The sequence below is a fragment of the Variovorax sp. GW822-FHT04A09 genome (genome assembly GCF_058801005.1).
The window spans coordinates 1,065,886-1,087,626 of record NZ_JBXAMV010000002.1; the positions used below are offsets into that span (position 1 = coordinate 1,065,886).

At 66.2% G+C, this 21,741-nt stretch carries 23 protein-coding genes and 1 tRNA gene; 22 read left to right on the forward strand and 2 right to left on the reverse strand.

Annotated features, from left to right (window positions below):
- Window positions 1-66: 66 nt before the first annotated feature.
- Window positions 67-1,128 carry a tRNA (adenosine(37)-N6)-threonylcarbamoyltransferase complex transferase subunit TsaD gene (gene tsaD, locus AC1RLW_RS15960; RefSeq protein ID WP_159271055.1) on the forward strand — a complete coding sequence of 354 codons (1,062 nt, stop codon included), beginning with the start codon at window positions 67-69 and terminating at the stop codon, window positions 1,126-1,128.
- Here tsaD and AC1RLW_RS15965 read toward each other — a convergent pair.
- Together AC1RLW_RS15965 and AC1RLW_RS15970 are read right to left on the reverse strand one after the other, a co-directional pair.
- Window positions 1,064-1,822 (reverse strand): alpha/beta hydrolase, encoded by a 759-nt coding sequence (locus AC1RLW_RS15965; protein WP_062475441.1) that lies wholly within the window; start codon window positions 1,820-1,822, stop codon window positions 1,064-1,066. The two genes, tsaD and AC1RLW_RS15965, sit on opposite strands and share 65 nt — an antisense overlap.
- Window positions 1,823-2,012: 190 nt before the next feature.
- A complete protein-coding gene (locus tag AC1RLW_RS15970; RefSeq protein WP_139702817.1) occupies window positions 2,013-2,381 on the reverse strand; it encodes an Hsp20/alpha crystallin family protein in 369 nt (122 codons plus the stop codon).
- 127 nt (window positions 2,382-2,508) lie between these two features.
- On the opposite strand from AC1RLW_RS15970, the gene AC1RLW_RS15975 reads away from it, so the two are divergent.
- From AC1RLW_RS15975 to nuoK, 21 genes are all read left to right on the forward strand, one after another.
- Window positions 2,509-3,792: a branched-chain amino acid ABC transporter substrate-binding protein gene (locus AC1RLW_RS15975; protein ID WP_493193871.1), complete on the forward strand. Its 1,284-nt coding sequence runs from the start codon at window positions 2,509-2,511 to the stop codon at window positions 3,790-3,792.
- Between the two features lie 5 nt (window positions 3,793-3,797).
- Window positions 3,798-4,991 (forward strand): pyridoxal phosphate-dependent aminotransferase, encoded by a 1,194-nt coding sequence (locus AC1RLW_RS15980; protein ID WP_493193873.1) that lies wholly within the window; start codon window positions 3,798-3,800, stop codon window positions 4,989-4,991.
- Between the two features lie 11 nt (window positions 4,992-5,002).
- Window positions 5,003-5,797: a helix-turn-helix transcriptional regulator gene (locus AC1RLW_RS15985; protein WP_493193875.1), complete on the forward strand. Its 795-nt coding sequence runs from the start codon at window positions 5,003-5,005 to the stop codon at window positions 5,795-5,797.
- An 83-nt stretch (window positions 5,798-5,880) separates the two neighbouring features.
- A complete protein-coding gene (locus AC1RLW_RS15990; protein WP_493193877.1) occupies window positions 5,881-6,891 on the forward strand; it encodes a DMT family transporter in 1,011 nt (336 codons plus the stop codon).
- Window positions 6,888-7,154, forward strand: coding sequence for a 30S ribosomal protein S15 (gene rpsO, locus AC1RLW_RS15995; protein ID WP_056579564.1), 267 nt, complete (start codon window positions 6,888-6,890; stop codon window positions 7,152-7,154). Before AC1RLW_RS15990 ends, rpsO begins: the two co-directional genes overlap by 4 nt.
- Window positions 7,155-7,358: 204 nt before the next feature.
- Window positions 7,359-9,695, forward strand: a complete 2,337-nt coding sequence (gene pnp / locus AC1RLW_RS16000) for a polyribonucleotide nucleotidyltransferase (protein WP_307635449.1) — start codon at window positions 7,359-7,361, stop codon at window positions 9,693-9,695.
- A 90-nt stretch (window positions 9,696-9,785) separates the two neighbouring features.
- The gene (locus tag AC1RLW_RS16005) at window positions 9,786-10,784 is read left to right on the forward strand and encodes an NAD(P)H-quinone oxidoreductase (protein ID WP_493193878.1); all 999 of its coding nucleotides are present in this window, start codon (window positions 9,786-9,788) and stop codon (window positions 10,782-10,784) included.
- A 13-nt stretch (window positions 10,785-10,797) separates the two neighbouring features.
- On the forward strand, window positions 10,798-11,562 hold the full coding sequence (gene tpiA, locus AC1RLW_RS16010) for a triose-phosphate isomerase (protein WP_493193880.1): 765 nt from the start codon (window positions 10,798-10,800) through the stop codon (window positions 11,560-11,562).
- 38 nt (window positions 11,563-11,600) lie between these two features.
- Entirely contained in the window at window positions 11,601-12,011 is a 411-nt protein-coding gene (gene secG, locus AC1RLW_RS16015) for a preprotein translocase subunit SecG (RefSeq protein ID WP_056579571.1), read from the forward strand.
- A gap of 119 nt (window positions 12,012-12,130) precedes the next feature.
- Window positions 12,131-12,215: transfer RNA gene (locus tag AC1RLW_RS16020), tRNA-Leu, on the forward strand.
- A gap of 67 nt (window positions 12,216-12,282) precedes the next feature.
- On the forward strand, window positions 12,283-12,642 hold the full coding sequence (locus AC1RLW_RS16025; RefSeq protein WP_055805154.1) for an NADH-quinone oxidoreductase subunit A: 360 nt from the start codon (window positions 12,283-12,285) through the stop codon (window positions 12,640-12,642).
- 15 nt (window positions 12,643-12,657) lie between these two features.
- A complete protein-coding gene (locus tag AC1RLW_RS16030; RefSeq protein WP_007837763.1) occupies window positions 12,658-13,137 on the forward strand; it encodes a NuoB/complex I 20 kDa subunit family protein in 480 nt (159 codons plus the stop codon).
- 13 nt (window positions 13,138-13,150) lie between these two features.
- Window positions 13,151-13,762 (forward strand): NADH-quinone oxidoreductase subunit C, encoded by a 612-nt coding sequence (locus AC1RLW_RS16035; RefSeq protein ID WP_070063114.1) that lies wholly within the window; start codon window positions 13,151-13,153, stop codon window positions 13,760-13,762.
- Between the two features lie 5 nt (window positions 13,763-13,767).
- Window positions 13,768-15,021, forward strand: a complete 1,254-nt coding sequence (locus AC1RLW_RS16040) for an NADH-quinone oxidoreductase subunit D (RefSeq protein WP_070063113.1) — start codon at window positions 13,768-13,770, stop codon at window positions 15,019-15,021.
- Window positions 15,022-15,031: 10 nt separating this feature from the next.
- Entirely contained in the window at window positions 15,032-15,574 is a 543-nt protein-coding gene (locus AC1RLW_RS16045; RefSeq protein ID WP_062475406.1) for an NADH-quinone oxidoreductase subunit NuoE family protein, read from the forward strand.
- The gene (gene nuoF / locus AC1RLW_RS16050; RefSeq protein ID WP_070063112.1) at window positions 15,574-16,914 is read left to right on the forward strand and encodes an NADH-quinone oxidoreductase subunit NuoF; all 1,341 of its coding nucleotides are present in this window, start codon (window positions 15,574-15,576) and stop codon (window positions 16,912-16,914) included. Before AC1RLW_RS16045 ends, nuoF begins: the two co-directional genes overlap by 1 nt.
- Window positions 16,915-16,934: 20 nt before the next feature.
- Complete coding sequence (gene nuoG / locus AC1RLW_RS16055; RefSeq protein WP_493193883.1) at window positions 16,935-19,100, forward strand: NADH-quinone oxidoreductase subunit NuoG; 2,166 nt, start codon at window positions 16,935-16,937, stop codon at window positions 19,098-19,100.
- Window positions 19,097-20,173, forward strand: a complete 1,077-nt coding sequence (gene nuoH, locus AC1RLW_RS16060; RefSeq protein WP_070063110.1) for an NADH-quinone oxidoreductase subunit NuoH — start codon at window positions 19,097-19,099, stop codon at window positions 20,171-20,173. Before nuoG ends, nuoH begins: the two co-directional genes overlap by 4 nt.
- 18 nt (window positions 20,174-20,191) lie before the next feature.
- Entirely contained in the window at window positions 20,192-20,737 is a 546-nt protein-coding gene (nuoI, locus tag AC1RLW_RS16065) for an NADH-quinone oxidoreductase subunit NuoI (RefSeq protein WP_062475395.1), read from the forward strand.
- Between the two features lie 37 nt (window positions 20,738-20,774).
- The gene (locus tag AC1RLW_RS16070; protein ID WP_062475392.1) at window positions 20,775-21,434 is read left to right on the forward strand and encodes an NADH-quinone oxidoreductase subunit J; all 660 of its coding nucleotides are present in this window, start codon (window positions 20,775-20,777) and stop codon (window positions 21,432-21,434) included.
- Window positions 21,431-21,739: an NADH-quinone oxidoreductase subunit NuoK gene (nuoK, locus tag AC1RLW_RS16075; protein ID WP_007837741.1), complete on the forward strand. Its 309-nt coding sequence runs from the start codon at window positions 21,431-21,433 to the stop codon at window positions 21,737-21,739. Before AC1RLW_RS16070 ends, nuoK begins: the two co-directional genes overlap by 4 nt.
- The last annotated feature ends 2 nt before the right edge of the window (window positions 21,740-21,741 follow it).

Sequence of the window (21,741 nt, forward strand, 5' to 3'; positions counted from 1 at the left end):
GCAACTTCCGTGCCTCGCTTGTCCCTTCGCGGGCGCCGCCGGCGGGCGGCCCCTACACTCGGCGCCATGCTCTTGTTGGGAATCGAATCATCCTGCGACGAGACCGGCGTGGCGCTGGTCGAATCGCACGGCGACGCGCTGCCGCTGCTGCGTTCGCACGCGCTGCACAGCCAGATCGCCATGCACCAGGCCTACGGCGGCGTGGTGCCCGAGCTGGCCAGCCGCGACCACATCCGCCGCGTGCTGCCGCTCACCGAAGCCGTCATGGCCGAAGCCGGACGCTCGCTGGCCGAGATCGACGTGGTGGCCTATACACGCGGGCCCGGCCTGGCCGGCGCGCTGCTCGTGGGCGCGGGCGTGGCCTGCGCACTGGGTGTGGCGCTGGGCAAGCCGGTGCTGGGGGTGCATCACCTCGAAGGGCATCTGCTGTCGCCGTTCCTGAGCGCCGATCCGCCCGAATTCCCGTTCGTGGCGCTGCTGGTGTCGGGTGGTCACACGCAGCTGATGCGGGTCGACGGCGTGGGCCGCTATGAACTGCTCGGCGAGACCATCGACGACGCGGCCGGCGAGGCCTTCGACAAGAGCGCCAAGCTCATGGGCCTGCCGTACCCCGGCGGCCCCTGGCTCGCGAAGCTGGCCGAAGGCGGCGACGCCGCGGCCTTCAAGCTGCCACGCCCGCTGCTGCACAGCGGCGACCTCGACTTTTCGTTCGCCGGCCTGAAGACGGCCGTGCTCACGCAGGCCAAGAAGCTCGGCGACCAGCTCGAGGCGCGCAAGGCCGACCTGGCCGCTTCCACGCAGGCTGCGATCGTCGAGGTGCTGCTGAAGAAGTCGCTCGCGGCGCTGGACCAGACCGGCCTGAAGCGGCTGGTGGTGGCGGGCGGCGTGGGGGCCAACAAGAACCTGCGCGAGCAGCTGAACGCGGCCTGCGCCAAGCGCAAGGTGCGCGTGCACTACCCCGAGTTGCATCTGTGCACCGACAACGGCGCCATGATCGCCATGGCCGCCGCGATGCGTCTGCAATCAGGCCTGTCGCAGGCCTCGGAGCGCTATGCCTTCGACGTCAAGCCGCGATGGCCGATGGCATCGCTGATGACGCCCGAGACGCCGCTGCCGGAAACCGCGTAGCCGGCTGCTGCCGTGCGCGCCCCAGCGAGGGCAGCGGCAGCACGTCGAGCACGTTGCGCCAGAGCTGGCGCCACTCGGGCCAGTCGTGGCCGCCTTCGGTCGTGAACACGCGCCCCGGGGGCAGGGCGTCGGCCAGCAGCTTGTGGTTGCTGGCAAAGCGGTCGGCCAGGCCGAACCCCAGGTACAGCGGCGGCAGGTCCTGGGAAGGCTTCGGCGCCAGGTACTGCTGGAAGAAGGGCCAGAGCTTGCGGTCGGGTTCCTCGTCGGGCTGCGGCCCGGTGGGCGCCTGCCAGGCGCGCAGGCCGCCGGCCTTCTTGATCTCCGCGCCGAGCACGCGGCGCCCCAGATAGGGCGCCAGCGCCACGATGCCGTCCACCGAGCCCGGCCGCGCCAGTTCGTGGATCAGCGCGCCGAAACCGCCGATGGAAATGCCGACCAGCCAGATCGAGGTGTAGCCCTTGGCCCGCTGGGGCTCGATGACGTCGGCATGCAGCCGCTCGCTGAGGGTCTGGTCGTAGTAGTAGGAGACGTCCGCATCGACCAGCAGTGCGTCGGCTGCGAGGTGCCGCTCGCGCACGGCGCTGATGAAGCCCTCGCGCTCGAACTCTTCGGGCTTGAGGTAGGCCCCTGGCAGGAAGATCAGGAGCGTGTCGGACCGTTCGTTGTCATTGGCTGACTGCAGGTGCGTTTTCATGGTGCCTTGAGGCACACCCGCTGTCCGCACCGCCCGGGAACTCGATGCGTTTACGAGATGCCCACGAAGAAGAAAGTACTAATAAATCGTCACATCATGTGACGTTATCCGGCACTATTGTGAATACGGCGCTTGTTTAAAGTCAAAACAAGCTGTCACTAACATTTTCTTCGTGGGGGCATCGCCGGGACTAGTTGATCTGCAAGTGCGAAACCTGGCTTGCGGGCACCAGCTTGCCGAGCTTCAGGGTCAGCACGCCGTTCTCCAGCTTGGCTTCGCTGGTGGCCAGGTCGATGGCTTGCGGCAGTTCGTAGGCGAGCTTGATCTGGCGCTTGGCTTCGGCCTTGCTTTCGATGCGGACCACGGCGCCTTCGATGGCCACCGACAGGTCTTCACGCGACAGGCCGGGCACGTCCAGCGACAGGGTCCAGCTCTTGTCGTCCTGCTCGACCAGGGGCGAGCGGCGGGCGCCGGCAAAAGCCTCGTTCACGAAGCGCTCGAAAGCGCGGTCGTGGGCACGGGGAGCGAAATGCGCGCGGTGGGTGGGGGTGAAGAACATGGCGAAAACTCCTGGGTGAATGAACACAATGGGGACATGGAATGTGTGTCCCTTACACTGCGCGGCCTTTCCATCGTGAGTGCCGCTTGACACCTCATCTAGGCGCATCGGCACGCGTTTCAAGACAATGAAAACCCCCTTTATTTGGCGCCGCCAGGCCTTGAAATTCGCAGCGGCGGCGCTATGCGCGACCCCGTTCGCCGGCCTGGCCCAGGCCCCGCAACCCGCCCCCATCCGGCTGGCGCTCATCGAGAGCATGAGCGGCCCGTTTGCCAACACCGGCGAGGCCGTGTTCCGCAACCTGCTGTGGGCCGTGGAGCGTGTGAATGCACGCGGCGGCGTGAAGCTGCCGGGCGGCGCGCGGCCGCTGCAGCTCGATCGCTACGACAGCAAGGGCCAGAACGAAGAGGCGCTGTCGGCGCTGCGCGCGGCCATGGACGACGGCACCCGCATCGTGCTGCAGGGCAACTCGTCGGTGACGGCCGCGGCGCTGATCGATGCCATCGACAAGAACAACGAGCGCGACCCCTCGCGGCGCGCGATCTTCCTGAACTATTCGGCCGTCGATCCGGTGCTGACCAATGAGCGCTGCAGCTTCTGGCACTTCCGTTTCGACGCCCATGCCGACATGCGCGTGGCCGCGCTGATGGACGTGGTCAAGGACGACGCGGCGCTCAAGCGCGTCTACCTGATCGGCCAGGACTACAGCTTCGGCCAGGCCGTGCTGCGCGAATCGCGCCGCCAGCTGGGCGTGCAGCGCCCCGACGTGGAAATCGTCGGCGACGAACTGCACCCCATGGGCAAGGTGAAGGACTTCGCGCCTTACGCCACCAAGATCCTCGCCAGCGGCGCGCAGGCCGTGGTCACCGGCAACTGGGGCAACGACCTCACGCTGCTCGTGAAGGCCGCGCGTGAGGCCGGTTTCAACGGCAGCTTCTACACCTTCTACGGCAATGCGCTGGGTGCGCCCGCCGCCATCGGCGACGCGGGCATCGGCCGCGTGGTCGCCGTGGCCGACTGGCTGCCGAATGTGCAGACGCCGCAGTCCGAGGCCTTCTACCGCGCCTTCCGCACGCGCTTTCCGCGGCCGGCCGACGACTACGTGCACATGCGCATGCAGCTCTTGGTCGAGTCGCTCGCGCAAGCGCTGGAGCGCGCGGGCAGCACCGAGGCCGTGCCGCTGGCGCGCGCGCTGGAGCAGGCCGACGTGAGCCTGTACGGCCAGCGCGGGCGCATGCGCGCGGCCGACCACCAGTTCCAGCAGCAGCTCGTGGTGGGCGTGATGGACAAGCAGGGCAAGCCCGGCGTGCAGTTCGACGTCGAGGGCTCGGGCTACGGCTTTCGCGTGATCAAGACGATCGCGCCCGAACGCGCCGAGCAGCCCACCTCTTGCAAGATGAAGCGCCCCTGAGGCGCATGACCCCGACAGCACAGGAACTCCCAGACATGCGTGAAGCCATCCACCACCTCGAAGCCTCGAAGATCCGCGAAGTCGCCAATGCCGGCATGGGCCGCGACGACGTGCTCGCCTTCTGGTTCGGCGAGAGCGACGAGGTCACTCCCGAGGTGATCCGCCAGGCGGCCATCGAGTCGCTGCAGCGCGGCGAAACCTTCTACGCCCACAACCTCGGCCTGCCCGAACTGCGCGAAGCCATCGCGCGCTACACCAGCCGCCTGCACCCGACGGTCGACGCCTCGCGCATCGCCGTCACCTCGGGTGGCGTGAGCGCGCTGATGCTCGCGGTGCAGGCGCTGGTCGATACGGGCGACGACGTGGTCGCCGTCACGCCCGTGTGGCCCAACCTCACGGCGCAGCCGGCGATCATGGGCGCGCAGGTGCGCACCGTGCCGCTGGTGCCAGTGAACGGCCAGTGGACGCTCGACCTGCCCGCGTTGCGCACGGCGGTCACGCCGAAGACGAAGCTGCTGATCGTCAACGCGCCGAACAACCCCACGGGCTGGACGATGACGCGCGATGAGCAGCAGGCCGTGCTCGACCATTGCCGTCAGACCGGCACCTGGATCCTGGCCGACGAGGTGTACGAGCGTCTGTACTTCGAGCCCACGCCGAACGGCTGTGCGCCGAGCTTTCTCGACATCTCGACGCCGGACGACCGCCTCGTCGTCACGCACAGCTTCTCGAAGAGCTTCCTCATGACCGGCTGGCGCCTCGGCTGGCTGGTGCTGCCGCCGGCGATGGTCGACGGCATCGGCAAGCTGATCGAGTTCAACACCTCGTGCGCCAGCGTGTTCACGCAGCGTGCCGCCATCGCGGCGCTGGAGCACACAGCCGACATCACGCCGCGCGTCGTCGCACACCTGAAGCAGTGCCGCGACACGCTGGTGCCACTGCTGGCGGCGGTGCCGGGCGTGCAGGTGGCACCGGCCAAGGGCGGCATGTACGCCTTCTTCAGGCTCGAAGGCTTTGGCGATTCGCTCGAGCTCGCCAAGCGCCTGGTCGCCGAAGCCGGCCTGGGGCTCGCGCCGGGCAACGCCTTCGCGCCCGAGGCGCAGGGCTGGCTGCGCTGGTGCTTCGCGTCGAAAGACCCGCAGCGGCTGGTGCAGGGCGTGGAGCGGCTGCGCGGCTGGCTGGCCAAGCAGCAAGGCTGAGGCTTTCCGGCATGGCCTCGAGGTCTGCGCCCGTCGATGCCGTGCGCATCCGCGGATCGGCGCTGCCGGGCCTGCAGGCGATTGCGGCCGAATCGAGCCGCAGTTTTCCGCGCCACATGCACGACGTGTTCGGCATCGGCGTGATGGACCGCGGCGGGCAGCGCTCGGCCAGCGGACGCGGTGCGGTCGAGGCGGTGCGCGGCGATGTCATCACGGTGAATCCGGGCGAGGTGCACGACGGTGTCGCGATGCGCGGTGAAGCGCGGGCCTGGCGGATGCTGCATCTGGCGCCTGCGCTGCTGTCGGACGGTGTGCCGCCGGGGTTCGAACTGACGCGGCCGGTACTGAGTGATCCGGCGCTGCGGCTGGGCTTCGACCGGCTGTTCGCGGCCGTCGTCGAAGGTGACGACGCGTTGGCGCTGGAGCAGGGTGTGCTGCAGCTGCTGCGCGATGCACCCGGCGCGCGGGCTCCGGAGGCGCCGAAGCGCGTGGCGCCGGCAGCGATGGAGCGCGCACGTGCGCGCATCGCCGACGACTGCCTCCACGCGCCCACGCTCGCCGAACTGGCGCGCGAAGCGGGCCTGAGCCGCTACCAGCTGCTGCGCGGCTTCGCGGCCGCCTTCGGGCTGCCGCCGCATGCCTGGCTGCAGCAATGCCGGCTGTCGCGCGCCCGCCGGCTGATCGCGCAGGGCAGGGCGCTGGCCGATGCCGCGGCCGGCGCGGGCTTCTCTGACCAGAGCCACATGACGCGGGCCTTCGTGCGCTTCCTGGGGTTCACGCCCGGGGCGTACGCGGCGGCGCGCTAGCTCGATTCCTGCAATTTCGTTCAAGACCGCCGCGCCCGTGGCGGGAGACGCTCGCGCTTTCTGCAAAACGGAAGGCGATCAGCATGTCGGAACGAAGCAAGGGAATGTGGCTGTGCGCGCTCGCGATGGTCACGGTCGGCAGCACGGTGGTCGCGAGCAAGCTCATCGCCAGCGGCCTGCCGCCGTTCACGGCGACCGCGCTGCGCTTTGCGCTTGCGCTGCCCGTGTTCGTGGCGCTGATGGGGTTCATGCGCGTGCGCTGGCCGCGCCCGGACCGCCACGACGCCGTGCTGCTGCTGTGCCAAGCGGCGGCGGGCAGCGTCGGCTACACGGTGCTGCTGATCCTGGGCGTGCGCTGGGCGTCGGCCGCCGACGCGGGCGTGGTGACCGGCACGCTGCCGGCCATGGCCGCGCTGGTGGCTGTGCTGGCGCTGCGCGAGCGGCCGGGGCGTTACCTGGTGGGCGGGATCGTGCTCGCGAGCCTGGGTGTGCTGGCGATCACGCTGCGTCCGGGCGACGGAGGTGGCGAGCGCACGTCGACCGCGCTGCTCGGCAACCTGCTGGTGCTGGGGGCGGTGGCGCTCGAGTCGCTGTTCATCCTGCTCAACAAGCGGCTGCGCGTGCCGTTGGCGCCGCTCGTGCAGTCGACGGCGATGGTCGCGCTGGGGCTGCTGCTGTCCGTGGTTCCGGCGCTGCTGGAGCGCGCGTGGCTCCGGCCGGTGCCGGCCGAGGCGCTGGCCGGGGTGGCCTACTACGCGCTGGTGCCGACGGTGGCGGGTTTCCTGCTCTGGTACGCGGGCGCCGCCCGGCTGCGGGGTGCCGAGGCGGCGCTGTTCACGGCGCTGATGCCGGTGTCGGCGCTGGTCCTGGCCGCGTGGTGGCTGGGGGAGGCCGTGGGGTGGGCCCAGGTCGCCGGCGCCGCCTGCGTGCTGGGGGCCGTGGGGCTGGTTTCGCTTGACGGAAGGCGGCGGGAGGGAGCGGTCAAGCCGGCCGATGTATACTCCCAAAGCTTTGCATGCCGCAAGGCGCACGGTGAGGGCAGTTCCAGTGCTCACCGCAAGTCAAACATCCCGGAACAAGGAAATTCAACATGATCGCAGCCTCCATCAAGGCCGAAGTTGTCAAGGACAACGCCCGTGCAGCCAACGACACCGGCAGCCCCGAAGTGCAAGTCGCACTGCTGACCGCCCGTATCAACGAGCTGACCCCCCACTTCAAGACGCACGCCAAGGACCACCACGGTCGTCGCGGCCTGCTGCGCATGGTCAGCCGCCGTCGCAAGCTGCTCGACTACCTCAAGTCCAAGGACGCCGAGCGTTACACCGCGCTGATCGCCAAGCTGGGTCTGCGCAAGTAATTCGAATCGCATGAAAAAACGCCTGGGTTAGTCCGCTAGCTCAGGCGTTTTTTACTTCGCGATCCACTTTCGGAGTGCCCAACAGAGCGAAGCTGTGTCATTCCAATGAAGTTCGCCCCGAGCTTCGCTGGAATGGCATCGTGTTCTGAGCAGCCTCCGCCCCTTGCGAATCCTGTGTGATTCGCTATCAAAATAGGAGCAATAATGAGCCTCTTCAACAAAATCACCAAGTCCTTCCAATGGGGCGACAAGACCGTCGTCATGGAAACGGGTGAAATCGCCCGCCAGGCGACCGGCGCCGTGCTGGTCGACATCGACGGCACCGTGATCCTGGCGACCGTGGTCGCCTCCAAGACCGCCAAGCCCGGCCAGGATTTCTTCCCGCTGACCGTCGACTACATCGAGAAGACCTACGCCGCCGGCAAGATCCCTGGCAGCTTCTTCAAGCGCGAAGCCAAGCCCAGCGAGCACGAAACCCTGACCAGCCGCCTGATCGACCGCCCGATCCGCCCGCTGTTCCCCGAAGGTTTCCTGAACGAAGTGCACGTGGTGATCCACACCGTGTCGCTGAACCCTGAAGTCGACGCCGACATCGCCGCCATGATCGGCGTGAGCGCCGCCCTGTCGATCTCCGGCATCCCGTTCAGCGGCCCGATCGGTGCCGCCCGCGTGGGCTACATCAACGGCCAGTACGTGCTGAATCCGGGTCCCACGGCCCGCAAGGATTCGCAGATGGACCTCGTCGTCGCCGGCACGCAAGCCGCCGTGCTGATGGTCGAATCCGAAGCCCAGCAACTCAGCGAAGAAATCATGCTGGGTGGCGTGGTGTTCGGTCACGAGCAGGCCAACATCGCGATCAACGCGATCCACGACCTCGTGCGTGACGCCGGCAAGCCGGAATGGCTCAAGGAAGGCACCTGGGTGCCTGAAGCCAAGGACGAAGACTTCATCGCCAAGATCAACGGCCTGGCCGAAGAAAAGCTGCGCGCCGTCTACCAGATCCGCAGCAAGCAAGCTCGCACGCAAGCCCTGCGCGAAGCCAATGCCAGCGTCTTCACGGCCCTGAAGGCCGAAGGCGCCGAGTTCGACGCCGGCAAGGTCAGCGACCTGCTGTTCGCGATCGAGTCGCGCATCGTGCGCGGCCAGATCCTGCAGGGCGAGCCGCGCATCGACGGCCGCGACACGCGCACCGTGCGCCCCATCGAAATCCGCAACTCGGTGCTGCCCCGCACCCACGGCTCGGCGCTGTTCACGCGCGGCGAGACGCAGGGCCTGGTCGTCACCACGCTCGGTACCGAGCGCGACGCACAGCGCATCGATGCGCTGGCCGGTGAGTACGAAGACCGCTTCCTGTTCCACTACAACATGCCTCCCTTCGCCACCGGTGAAGTGGGCCGCATGGGCTCCACCAAGCGCCGCGAAGTGGGCCACGGCCGCCTGGCCAAGCGCGCGCTCGTCGCCGTGCTGCCGACCAAGGAAGAATTCCCGTACACCATCCGCGTGGTGTCGGAAATCACCGAGTCGAACGGCTCCTCGTCGATGGCTTCGGTCTGCGGCGGCTGCCTCTCGATGATGGACGCCGGCGTGCCCATGAAGGCGCACGTGGCCGGTATCGCCATGGGCCTGATCAAGGAAGACAACCGCTTCGCGGTGCTGACCGACATCCTGGGTGACGAAGATCACCTGGGCGACATGGACTTCAAGGTGGCCGGTACGACCAACGGCATCACCGCGCTGCAGATGGACATCAAGATCCAGGGCATCACCAAGGAAATCATGCAGGTCGCACTGGCACAGGCCAAGGAAGCGCGCATGCACATCCTGGGCAAGATGCAGGAAGCGATGGGCGAGGCCAAGGCCGACGTGTCGCAGTTCGCCCCGCGCCTGACCACACTGAAGATCAACCCCGAGAAGATCCGCGACGTGATCGGCAAGGGCGGCGCGGTCATCCGTGGCCTGCAGGAAGAAACCGGCACGACGATCAACATCGACGAAGACGGCACCATCACCATCGCCTCGACCGATCCGGAAAAGGCCGAATTCGCCAAGAAGCGCATCGAGCAGATCACCGCCGAAGTCGAAATCGGCAAGGTCTACGAAGGCCCGATCACCAAGATCCTGGACTTCGGCGCACTGGTCAACCTGCTGCCCGGCAAGGACGGCCTGCTGCACATCAGCCAGATCGCGCACGAGCGCGTCGAGAAGGTGACCGACTACCTGAGCGAAGGCCAGATCGTGAAGGTCAAGGTTCTCGAGACCGACGAAAAGGGCCGCGTCAAGCTGTCCATGAAGGCCCTGACCGAGCGTCCGGCCGGCATGGAATACAGCGAGCGCCCGCCGCGCGAAGACCGTGGCGATCGCGGCGACCGTGGCGGCGACCGCCGCGAGCGTTCGGACCGTGGCGACCGCGGTGACCGCGGCGGCGATCGTGGCGAGCGCGCACCGCGTTTCAACGACCAGCAGCAACAGCCCCGCGGCGAGCAGCAACAGCAGCCCGCCGGCGAGTCGCAGCAGCAAGCGCCGCGCGAACCGCAGGAGTAAGCAGTGAGGTGCGACGGCTTGTGCCGTCGCCTCTCGCGTGGACAGTGGTGATGCCCGCCCCGTGCGGGCATCCGAGCCTCGGAGACCCCCATGAAAGCCATTGAGATCACTTCGTACGGCGCCCCCGAGGTGCTGCGCGTCGCTGCGCGTCCCGACCCGGTGGCGGGCGAGGGTGAGCTGCTGATCCGCGTGGCGGCCAGCGGCGTGAATCGCCCGGACGTGCTGCAGCGGATGGGGCACTACCCCGTGCCGCCCGGCGCCTCCGACCTGCCGGGCCTCGAAGTGGCCGGCGAGATCGTGTCGGGCGACGCCAAGGCGTTGGCCGACGCGGGCTTCAAGGTCGGCGACCGCGTGTGCGCGCTGGTGGCCGGTGGCGGCTATGCCGAGCTGTGCGTGGCGCCCGTGGCGCAATGCCTGCCGGTGCCCAAGGGCTGGAGCGACATCGAGGCGGCCTCGCTGCCCGAGACCTTCTTCACCGTCTGGAGCAATGTGTTCGAGCGCGGCCGCCTGCAGAAGGGCGAGACCCTGCTGATCCAGGGTGGCTCGAGCGGCATCGGCGTCACGGCGATCCAGATCGCCAAGGCGCTCGGCGCGACCGTGATCGTCACGGCCGGCAGCGACGACAAGTGCGAGGCCTGCCTGAAACTCGGCGCCGACCACGCGATCAACTACCGCACGAGCGATTTCGTCGAAGTGGCGAAGCTGCTCACGGGCGGCAAGGGCGTGGACGTGGTGCTCGACATGGTGGCGGGCGACTACGTGGCGCGCGAGGTCGAGTGCCTGGCCGAAGACGGCCGGCTGGTGATCATTGCGGTGCAGGGCGGTGTGAAGAGCGAGATCAACGCGGGCCTCGTGCTGCGTCGTCGGCTCACGATCACCGGCTCGACGCTGCGTCCGCGGCCGGTGGCGTTCAAGGGCGCCATCGCCAAGGCGCTGCGCGAAAAGGTCTGGCCGCTGCTCGAAAGCGGCGCGGTCAAGCCCGTGATCCACAGCACCTATGCGGCAGCAGGTGAGCCCAGCGGCGCGGCCCAGGCGCACACGCTGATGGAATCGAACCAGCACATCGGCAAGATCGTGCTGACTTGGTGAGACGAACAACGCGATGACAAGCTTCAAGAAACTGATTGCCGGCAACTGGAAGATGAATGGCGGCCTGGCCGCCAACGAGGCGCTGGTGAAGGCCCTGCAGCAAGGGCTGGCTGCCAGCCCCGCGGCTTGCGGCATTGCACTGTGCGCGCCTGCGCCGTACTTCGCCCAGCTGCAATCGCTGCTGGCGGACACGCCGTCGCTGGCCCTCGGTGCGCAGGACATTTCGGCGCACCCGCAAGGTGCGTTCACCGGCGAGCAGTCGGCGGCGATGCTGAAGGACTTCGGCGTGCGCTATGCCATCGTGGGCCATTCGGAGCGTCGCCAGTACCACGGCGAGACCGACGATGCCGTGGCCGCGAAGACGGCGGCGGCACTGGCGAACGGCATCACACCGATCGTCTGCGTCGGCGAGACGCTGGCACAGCGCGAAGCAGGGCAGACCGAAGAGGTCGTCAAGCGCCAGCTGGCTGCGGTGATCCATGTGAATGGCCACTGCATCAGCGAGATCGTCGTGGCCTACGAGCCGGTCTGGGCCATCGGCACGGGCAAGACGGCTTCGCCCGAACAGGCGCAGGCGGTGCATGCCGTGCTGCGTGCGCAACTGCACCATGCCGCGAGCGAACATGCCGCGGGCATCAAGATTCTGTACGGCGGCAGCATGAACGCGGCGAATGCTGCCGAACTGCTGGCGCAGGCCGACATCGACGGCGGCCTCATCGGCGGCGCCTCGCTCAAGGCGCCCGACTTTCTGCAGATCATTTCTGCCGCTGCGCGCTGATCGCGGCAACGGCAGCCATCACTTAGGAGTAAGAACGAATGAACGTGGTCCTCAATCTTCTGGTCGGCGTGCAAATGCTGGCGGCGCTGGCAATGATCGGCCTGATCCTGATCCAGCACGGCAAGGGTGCCGACATGGGCGCGGCCTTCGGCAGCGGCAGTGCGGGCAGCCTGTTCGGTGCCAGCGGCAGTGCCAACTTCCTCTCGCGCACCACGGCCGTGCTGGCGGCGGTGTTCTTCGCCTGCACGCTGCTGCTGGCCTACTTCAGCCACGCACGTCCTGCGGGCGGTGGCAGCCTTCTGGAGCGCGCAGCCGTGGGTGCGCCTGCTGCACCGGCCGCGCCTGCGACTGGCGCTGCGGGCGAAATCCCCGCTGCAGCAGCACCTGCCAAGGCCGCTTCGGCGCCTGCTGCACCCGTTTCGGGCACCGGCCAGATTCCGGCCAAGTAATCAGGTTGTTTTCATGCAGCCGTTCGTGAGAAACGGCTTCATTTCAGGGTAAACTCTAAATCTGTTCAGAAAGCCAAATGCCTCAACGGCACCTCATGCCATCTGGACAGTTAAAAACCGCGGTCGTGGTGAAATTGGTAGACACGCTATCTTGAGGGGGTAGTGGCGAAAGCTGTGCGAGTTCGAGTCTCGCCGACCGCACCAAATCTCACCGGCAGAAGAACTCTCTCCAGAGGCTCTTCTGTCGGTGGCAAGCGGTGAAAATTTCTCGATGAACCTCGATTCCTACCTTCCCGTCCTTTTGTTCATTTTGGTCGGGGTCGGCGTAGGCGTCGCCCCGCAAGTCATCGGATACATCCTCGGGCCCAATCGGCCCGACGCTGCGAAGAACGCGCCCTACGAGTGCGGCTTCGAAGCCTTCGAGGATGCGCGCATGAAATTCGATGTGCGCTATTACCTCGTTGCGATTCTCTTCATCCTCTTCGATCTCGAGATTGCCTTTCTCTTTCCGTGGGCCATTGCGCTCAAGGAAATCGGCGCTGTTGGCTTCTGGGCCATGATGATCTTTCTCGCCATCCTCGTCGTGGGCTTCGTCTACGAGTGGAAAAAAGGCGCGCTCGACTGGGAATGACAAGGAAGCTACACGATGGCCATTGAAGGCGTTCTCAAAGAAGGCTTCGTCACCACGACCTACGACTCGGTCGTGAACTGGGCGAAGACCGGATCTCTCTGGCCGATGACGTTCGGCCTCGCATGCTGTGCGGTTGAAATGATGCACGCGGGCGCGGCCCGCTACGACATCGACCGTTTCGGCATGCTGTTCCGTCCCAGCCCGCGCCAGTCCGATCTGATGATCGTGGCCGGCACGCTGTGCAACAAGATGGCGCCGGCGCTGCGCAAGGTCTACGACCAGATGCCCGAGCCGCGCTGGGTGCTCTCGATGGGCTCCTGCGCGAACGGCGGCGGTTACTACCACTACAGCTATTCCGTGGTGCGTGGCTGCGACCGCATTGTGCCGGTCGACGTCTATGTGCCAGGTTGCCCGCCCACCGCTGAAGCACTGCTGTACGGCGTGATCCAGCTGCAGCAGAAGATTCGCCGCACCAACACCATTGCCCGCGCCTGAGAGATTGCCGACGATGACTGACTTTGCAATTTCGCCGGAGGTGCTGCGCGCCACCATCGCCGAGGCGCTCGGCGCCAAGGCCAAGAGCGTGACGATCGCGCTTGAAGAAGTGACCGTCGTGGTCAGCGCCGCCGACTACATCGACGCGGCGTTGCTGCTGCGCGATGCGCCCGGCTGCCGTTTCGAACAGCTGATCGACCTGTGCGGCATGGACTATTCCGACTACCGCGAAGGCGAGTGGCAGGGCGAACGCTACGGCGTCGTCTCGCACCTGCTCTCCGTGAGCCTCAATCAGCGTGTGCGCCTGAAGGTGTTCGCGACCAGCGAAGATCTGCCCGTGATCGACTCGCTCCAGCCCGTCTGGAGCGCCGCCACGTGGTTCGAGCGCGAAGCCTTCGACCTGTACGGCATCGTGTTCGACGGCCACGACGACCTGCGTCGCATCCTGACCGACTACGGCTTCATCGGCCACCCGTTCCGCAAGGACTTCCCGGTGTCGGGTCACGTCGAAATGCGCTACGACGAAGAGCAGAAGCGCGTGGTCTACCAGCCGGTCTCGATCGAGCCGCGCGAAATCACGCCGCGCGTGATCCGCGAAGACAACTACGGCGGCGGTTTGCACTGACAGATATGGCCGAAATCAAGAACTACACACTCAACTTCGGTCCCCAGCACCCCGCAGCACACGGCGTGCTGCGCCTGGTGCTCGAGCTGGACGGCGAAGTGATCCAGCGTGCCGACCCCCACATCGGCCTGCTGCACCGTGCGACCGAGAAGCTCGCCGAATCGCGCACCTTCATCCAGTCGCTGCCCTACATGGACCGCCTCGACTACGTGTCGATGATGTCCAACGAGCACGCCTACTGCCTCGCCATCGAGCGGATGATGGGCCTGGATGTGCCGATCCGCGCGCAGTACATCCGCGTGATGTTCGCCGAGATCACCCGCCTGCTGAACCACCTGCTGTGGCTCGGCGCGCACGGTCTCGATTGCGGCGCGATGAACATGCTCATCTACTGCTTCCGCGAGCGTGAAGATCTGTTCGACATGTACGAAGCCGTGTCCGGCGCGCGCATGCACGCGGCGTACTTCCGTCCGGGCGGTGTCTATCGTGACCTGCCGGATTCGATGCCGCAGTACAAGGTCAGCAAGATCAAGAATGCGAAGGCCATCGAGAAGCTCAACGAGAACCGTCAGGGCTCGCTGCTGGACTTCATCGACGACTTCTGCAAGCGCTTCCCGAAGATGGTCGACGAGTACGAGACGCTGCTCACCGACAACCGCATCTGGAAGCAGCGCACCGTGGGCATCGGCGTGGTCACGCCGGAGCGCGCGCTGAACCTGGGCTTCACCGGCCCGATGCTGCGCGGCTCGGGCGTCGAATGGGACCTGCGCAAGAAGCAGCCCTACGACGTCTACGACCAGATGCAGTTCGACGTGCCCGTGGGCAAGACCGGCGACTGCTACGACCGCTACCTGGTTCGCGTGGAAGAAATGCGCCAGGCCAACAAGATCATCCAGCAGTGCTCGGCCTGGCTGCGCGCCAACCCTGGCCCGGTGATCACCAGCAACCACAAGGTTGCCGCGCCCGCGCGCGAATCGATGAAGGCGAACATGGAGGAGCTGATCCACCATTTCAAGCTCTTCACCGAAGGCTTCCACGTGCCCGAAGGCGAAGCGTATGCCGCCGTCGAGCACCCCAAGGGCGAGTTCGGCATCTACCTCGTGAGCGACGGTGCCAACAAGCCGTACCGCCTGAAGATCCGCGCCCCGGGCTTCCCGCACCTCGCTGCCCTCGACGAAATGTCGCGCGGCCACATGATCGCCGACGCTGTCGCGGTGATCGGCACGATGGACATCGTGTTCGGCGAAATCGACAGGTGAGAAAGAGCGAATGACGACTTCCTCAACCCATCACCATGACGCGGCGCCCTCGGCGCCGTTGAAGGCTGCCATCCTCGAGCGTTTTGCGCGCGAGGTCGCGAAGTACCCCGAAGCCGGCAAGCAGTCGGCCGTGATGGCCTGCCTGGCCATCGTCCAGCAGGACGAAGGCTTCGTGAGCGTGCAGCGCGAGCGCGAGATCGCCGCCTACCTCGGCATGGCGCCCATCGCCGTGCACGAAGTGACGACCTTCTACAACATGTACAACCAGCATCCGGTGGGCAAGTTCAAGCTCAACGTGTGCACCAACCTGCCGTGCCAGCTGCGCGACGGCGTCACCGCGCTCGTGCACCTCGAGAAGAAGCTCGGCATCAAGATGGGCGAGACCACGGCCGACGGCCTGTTCACGCTGCAGCAGAGCGAATGCCTGGGCGCCTGCGCCGATTCGCCCGTGATGCTGGTCAACGACCGCACCATGTGCAGCTTCATGAGCAACGACAAGCTCGACCAGCTCATCGACGGTTTGCGCAGTGCCAAGCCAGGGGAGGCTTCGTGATGACGCCCGAACAGGTTCTCTCGCAATTCCAGGCCACCGGTGTCCAGACCTGCTTCCATGACCGCCACATCGGCGCTCAGATCTATGCAGGCCTGGACGGCACCAACTGGCACCTGGCCGACTACGAAGCGCGCGGCGGCTACCAGGCGCTGCGCAAGATCCTCACCGAGGGCCTGACGCCCGACCAGGTGATCGCCGAAGTGAAGGCCTCGGGCCTGCGCGGCCGTGGCGGCGCGGGTTTCCCGACCGGCCTGAAGTGGAGCTTCATGCCCCGCCAGTTCCCGGGCCAGAAGTACCTCGTCTGCAATTCGGACGAAGGCGAGCCCGGTACGTGCAAGGACCGCGACATCCTGCAGTTCAACCCGCACATCGTGATCGAAGGCATGGCCATCGCCGCGTATGCGATGGGCATCAGTGTGGGCTACAACTACATCCACGGCGAGATCTTCCAGAGCTACGACCGCTTCGAGGCCGCCCTCGAAGAGGCACGTGCCGCCGGCTATCTCGGCGACAAGATCATGGGCAGCACGTACAACTTCCAGTTGCACGCGGCCCACGGCTTCGGTGCCTACATCTGCGGCGAAGAAACCGCGCTGCTCGAATCGCTCGAAGGCAAGAAGGGCCAGCCGCGCTTCAAGCCGCCGTTCCCGGCCAGCTTCGGCCTGTACGGCAAGCCGACCACCATCAACAACACCGAGACCTTCGCGGCGGTGCCCTGGATCATCCGCAACGGCGGCCAGGCCTACCTCGAGTGCGGCAAGCCGAACAACGGCGGCACCAAGATCTACTCGGTGAGCGGCGACGTCGAGCTGCCCGGCAACTACGAAGTGCCGATGGGCACGCCGTTCTCCAAGCTGCTCGAACTGGCCGGCGGCGTGCGCAAGGGCCGCACGCTCAAGGCCGTGATCCCCGGCGGCTCGTCGTCGCCGGTGCTGCCGGCCGACATCATGATGGCCTGCACCATGGACTACGACTCCATCGCCAAGGCCGGCTCCATGCTCGGTTCGGGCGCCGTGATCGTGATGGACGACACGCGTTCGATGGTCGAGTCGCTCAAGCGCCTCTCGTACTTCTACATGCACGAGTCCTGCGGCCAGTGCACCCCCTGCCGCGAAGGCACGGGCTGGCTCTACCGCGTGGTGGACCGCATCCACAACGGCCAGGGCAAGCCCAGCGACATGCAGCTGCTGGACTCCGTGGCCGGCGACATCATGGGCCGCACCATCTGTGCGCTCGGCGATGCGGCAGCGATGCCCGTGCGCGCCATGATCAAGCACTTCCGCCATGAGTTCGAGGCCCTGATCCCGGGTCACGTCCCGACGGCGCCCGTCAAGGCCTGAGTGCGAGAAGAAACACAGACATGATCGAAATCGAACTCGACGGCAAGAAGGTCGAAGTGACCGAAGGCAGCATGGTGATGCATGCGGCCGAAAAGGCGGGCACCTACATTCCGCACTTCTGCTATCACAAGAAACTCAGCATCGCGGCCAACTGCCGCATGTGCCTGGTCGACGTGGAAAAGGCGCCCAAGCCGATGCCGGCCTGCGCCACGCCCGTCACGCAGGGCATGATCGTTCGCACCAAGAGCGACAAGGCCATCAAGGCGCAGCAGTCCGTCATGGAGTTCCTGCTGATCAACCACCCGCTGGATTGCCCCATCTGCGACCAGGGCGGCGAATGCCAGCTGCAGGACCTGGCCGTCGGCTACGGCGGTTCTTCTTCGCGCTACGAAGAAGAAAAGCGCGTCGTGTTCCACAAGGACGTCGGCCCGCTGATCAGCATGGAAGAAATGAGCCGTTGCATTCACTGCACGCGCTGCGTCCGTTTCGGCCAGGAAGTGGCCGGCGTGATGGAGCTGGGCATGTCGCACCGCGGCGAGCACTCCGAAATCGAAACCTTCCTCGGCGACTCGGTCGACTCCGAGCTGTCGGGCAACATGATCGACATCTGCCCGGTCGGCGCGCTCACGAGCAAGCCGTTCCGCTACAGCGCCCGCACCTGGGAACTGTCGCGCCGCAAGTCGGTGAGCCCGCACGATTCCACCGGTGCCAACCTGATCGTCCAGGTCAAGAACAACCGCGTCATGCGCGTGGTGCCGCTCGAGAACGAAGACGTCAACGAATGCTGGATCGCCGACCGCGACCGCTTCTCGTACGAAGCGCTCAACGGCACGGAACGTCTGACGCAGCCCATGCTGAAGCAGGGCGGCCAATGGCAGCAGGTCGACTGGCAGACGGCGCTCGAGTACGTCGCCAACGGCCTCAAGCAGATCAAGACCGACCACGGTGCGCAAAGCATCGGCACGCTGGTCAGCCCGCACAGCACGCTCGAAGAGCTGCAGCTCGCCGCCATGCTCACGCGTGAACTCGGCAGCGACAACATCGACTACCGCCTGCGCAACGCCGAATTCACGACCTTCGAAGGCGTGCGTTGGCTCGGCACTTCGATCGCTTCGCTCACGCAAGTGCAGCGCGCGCTGGTCGTCGGTTCGAACCTGCGCAAGGAACATCCTCTGTTCGCACAACGCATCCGCCAGGCCGTGCGCAAGGGCGCCGCGCTGTCGGTGATCACCTCGTCCAGCCTCATGGCCGACCGCGCTGCCTGGGCTATCGACGTGGCGCAAGCGGCCATCGTCGAAGCCGACCAGTGGGTCGAGGCGCTGGCCGCAGTGGCCGCTGCCATCGCCCAGACCAACGGCGCCGCCGCACCGCTGGCACCGAAGAACGCGCCCGACGCTGCCGCGCAAGCCATCGCAGCCTCGCTGCTGAGTGGCGAGCGCAAGGCGATCCTGCTCGGCAATGCCGCCGCGCACCACGCGCAAGCCAGCAGCCTGCTGGCCCTCGCGAACTGGATCGGCGCACAGACCGGCGCCACCGTCGGCTACCTGACCGAAGCGGGCAACACCGTGGGCGCACAGCTCGTGGGCGCCTTCCCGCAGAACGGCGGCCTCGATGCCGGCCGCATGCTCGCCGCCGGCTCCGGCCTCAAGGCCGTGCTGCTGCTGAACACCGAGCCGGTGTTCGATTCGGCCGCCGGCGCTGCCGCCGCCGATGTCATCGGCAATGCGCAGATGGTGGTCACGCTGAGCCCCTTCAAGGCCAACCTCGAATTCAGCGACGTGCTGCTGCCCATCGCCCCGTTCACCGAAACGCCCGGCACCTTCGTCAATGCCGAAGGCCGCGTGCAAGGTTTCCATGCCGTCGTGAAGCCGCAAGGCGAAACGCGTCCGGCCTGGAAGGTGCTGCGCGTGCTGGCGAACCTGCTCGGCCTGCCGGGCTTCGCCTTCGAATCGACCGCCGAGGTGCTGGCCACTGTCGGTGACAAGGGCACCGTGCCGGCGAACGCGTTGAGCAACGCCACCTCCGCCAAGGCCGTCGCGGCCAGCGGCGCCGTGGCAGCGCCCGTGGTCGCGAGCATCTACCAGCTCGACTCGATCGTGCGCCGCGCACCGTCGCTGCAGCTGACCGCCGACGCGCGCAATAGCGCACAGGCCGCACCCGCTCGTGCCGAGGAGGCCCTGGCATGATCGACGCAATTCATGGCTTCGGCCAGGGGCTGGTCGCCGCAGGCTGGTGGACGTCCGTCGTCTGGCCCGTGGTCTGGACGCTGATCAAGATCATCGTCGTCGTGATCCCGCTGATGCTGGCCGTGGCGTACCTCACGCTGTGGGAACGCAAGGCCATCGGCTTCACGCAGATCCGCGTGGGCCCGAACCGCATCGGGCCGCTGGGCCTGCTGCAGCCGATCGCCGACGCGCTCAAGCTGATGACCAAGGAAATCATCCTTCCGACGGTCGCCAACAAGGGCCTGTTCCTGCTCGGTCCCATCATGACCATCATGCCGGCGCTGGCCGCATGGGCCGTGATTCCCTTCGGCCCCGACGTGGCGCTGGCCAACATCAATGCCGGCCTGCTGTTCGTGATGGCCATCACCTCGCTCGAGGTGTACGGCGTGATCATCGCCGGCTGGGCCTCGAACTCGAAGTACGCCTTCCTGGGCGCGCTGCGCGCCTCGGCACAGATGGTGAGCTACGAAATCGCGATGGGCTTCTGCTTCGTCGTGGTGCTGATGGTCACGGGCAGCCTGAACATGTCCGACATCGTGACGGTGCAGGGCAAGGGCATGTTCCATGACATGGGGCTGGGCTTCCTGTCGTGGAACTGGCTGCCGCTGCTGCCGATCTTCGTCGTGTACTTCATCTCGGGCCTGGCCGAAACCAACCGCCACCCGTTCGACGTGGTGGAAGGCGAATCGGAAATCGTGGCCGGCCACATGATCGAGTACTCGGGCATGAGCTTCGCGATGTTCTTCCTGGCCGAGTACGCCAACATGTGGCTCGTCTCGATCCTGACCGTGGTGCTGTTCCTCGGCGGATGGCTGCCGCCGTTCGAGTTCCTGAGCTTCATTCCGGGCTGGATCTGGCTGGGCCTGAAGACCTTCTGCGTGGTCACCATGTTCCTGTGGGTGCGCTCGACGTTCCCGCGCTTCCGCTACGACCAGATCATGCGTCTGGGCTGGAAGATCTTCATTCCCGTCACCCTGGTGTGGCTGGTCGTGGTCGGTGGCTGGATGCAGACGCCGTTCAACATCTGGAAATAAGCAGGAAGCGACGACATCATGACTGCTTCACACACCGCCGGAGGGCTCGGACGCACCTCCAAGCTGGCCTCCGCACCGTTCTCGCTCAAGGACTTCCTGGGCAGCTTCATGCTGTTCGAACTGTTCAAGGGCCTGGCCATCACGGGCAAGTACGCCTTCGCGCGCAAGATCACCGTCCAGTTCCCCGAAGAGAAGACGCCGCTGTCGCCGCGCTTTCGCGGCCTGCACGCGCTGCGCCGCTACGAGAACGGCGAAGAGCGCTGCATCGCCTGCAAGCTGTGCGAGGCCGTGTGCCCCGCACTGGCCATCACCATCGAATCCGACGTGCGTGACGACGGCTCGCGCCGCACCACGCGCTACGACATCGACCTGACCAAGTGCATCTTCTGCGGCTTCTGCGAAGAGAGCTGCCCGGTCGACTCGATCGTCGAGACGCACATCTTCGAATACCACGGCGAAAAGCGCGGCGACCTGTACTTCACCAAGGACATGCTGCTGGCTGTGGGCGACCGCTACGAAAAAGAAATCGCGGCGAACAAGGCGGCCGACGCCAAGTACCGCTGAGCCGGCTCCGCTCGAAACCCGTACCAATCGAATCCCAATGGACGTCAAGACCGGTCTGTTCTATCTGTTTGCCGCGGTGCTGCTGTTTGCAGCCTTCCGCGTCATCACCTCCCGCAATCCCGTGTACGCCGCGCTGTACCTGGTGCTGGCATTCTTCCAGGCCTCGGCCATCTGGCTGCTGCTGCGCGCCGAGTTCCTGGCGATCTCGCTCGTGCTGGTGTACGTCGGCGCCGTGATGGTGCTGTTCCTGTTCGTCGTGATGATGCTGGACATCGACGTCGACGGCCTGCGAGAGGGCTTCTGGAAGCACTTCCCGCTGGCCGCAGGCATCGGCGCGCTCATCGCGCTCGAAATGGCCGCTGTGCTCATGGGCGGCTTCCGCCTGGGCGAAGGCCCGCGCGCCATGGCGACGACCTCGCCCAACAGCTCGAACACGCTCGAGCTGGGCAAGCTGCTGTATTCCGAATACCTCTACCCGCTGGAAATCGCCGCGGTCATCCTGCTGGTGGCCATCATTGCCGCCATTGCACTGACGCTGCGCACCCGCAAGGACAGCAAGTACGTCAACCCGTCGGACCAGGTGCGCGTGAAGGCGCGCGACCGTGTGCGCATCGTGCAGATGCCTGTCACGCGTGCGGCCGAGCCGGTGGTTGAGGCCCCGGCAGCGGATGCCGCTGCAAAGGAAAACAAGGCATGACGCTCACGCTCGGACACTTTCTCTCGCTCGGCGCGATGCTCTTCGCGCTGTCGGTGATCGGCATCTTCCTGAACCGCAAGAACCTGATCGTGCTGCTGATGGCCATCGAACTGATGCTGCTGGCGGTCAACATGAACTTCGTGGCCTTCTCGCACTACCTGGGCGACATGCACGGCCAGATCTTCGTGTTCTTCATCCTGACGGTGGCGGCGGCCGAATCGGCCATCGGCCTGGCGCTGCTGGTCCTGTTGTTCCGCAACAAGTCCAACATCAACGTCGACGAACTCAACTCGCTCAAGGGTTGACA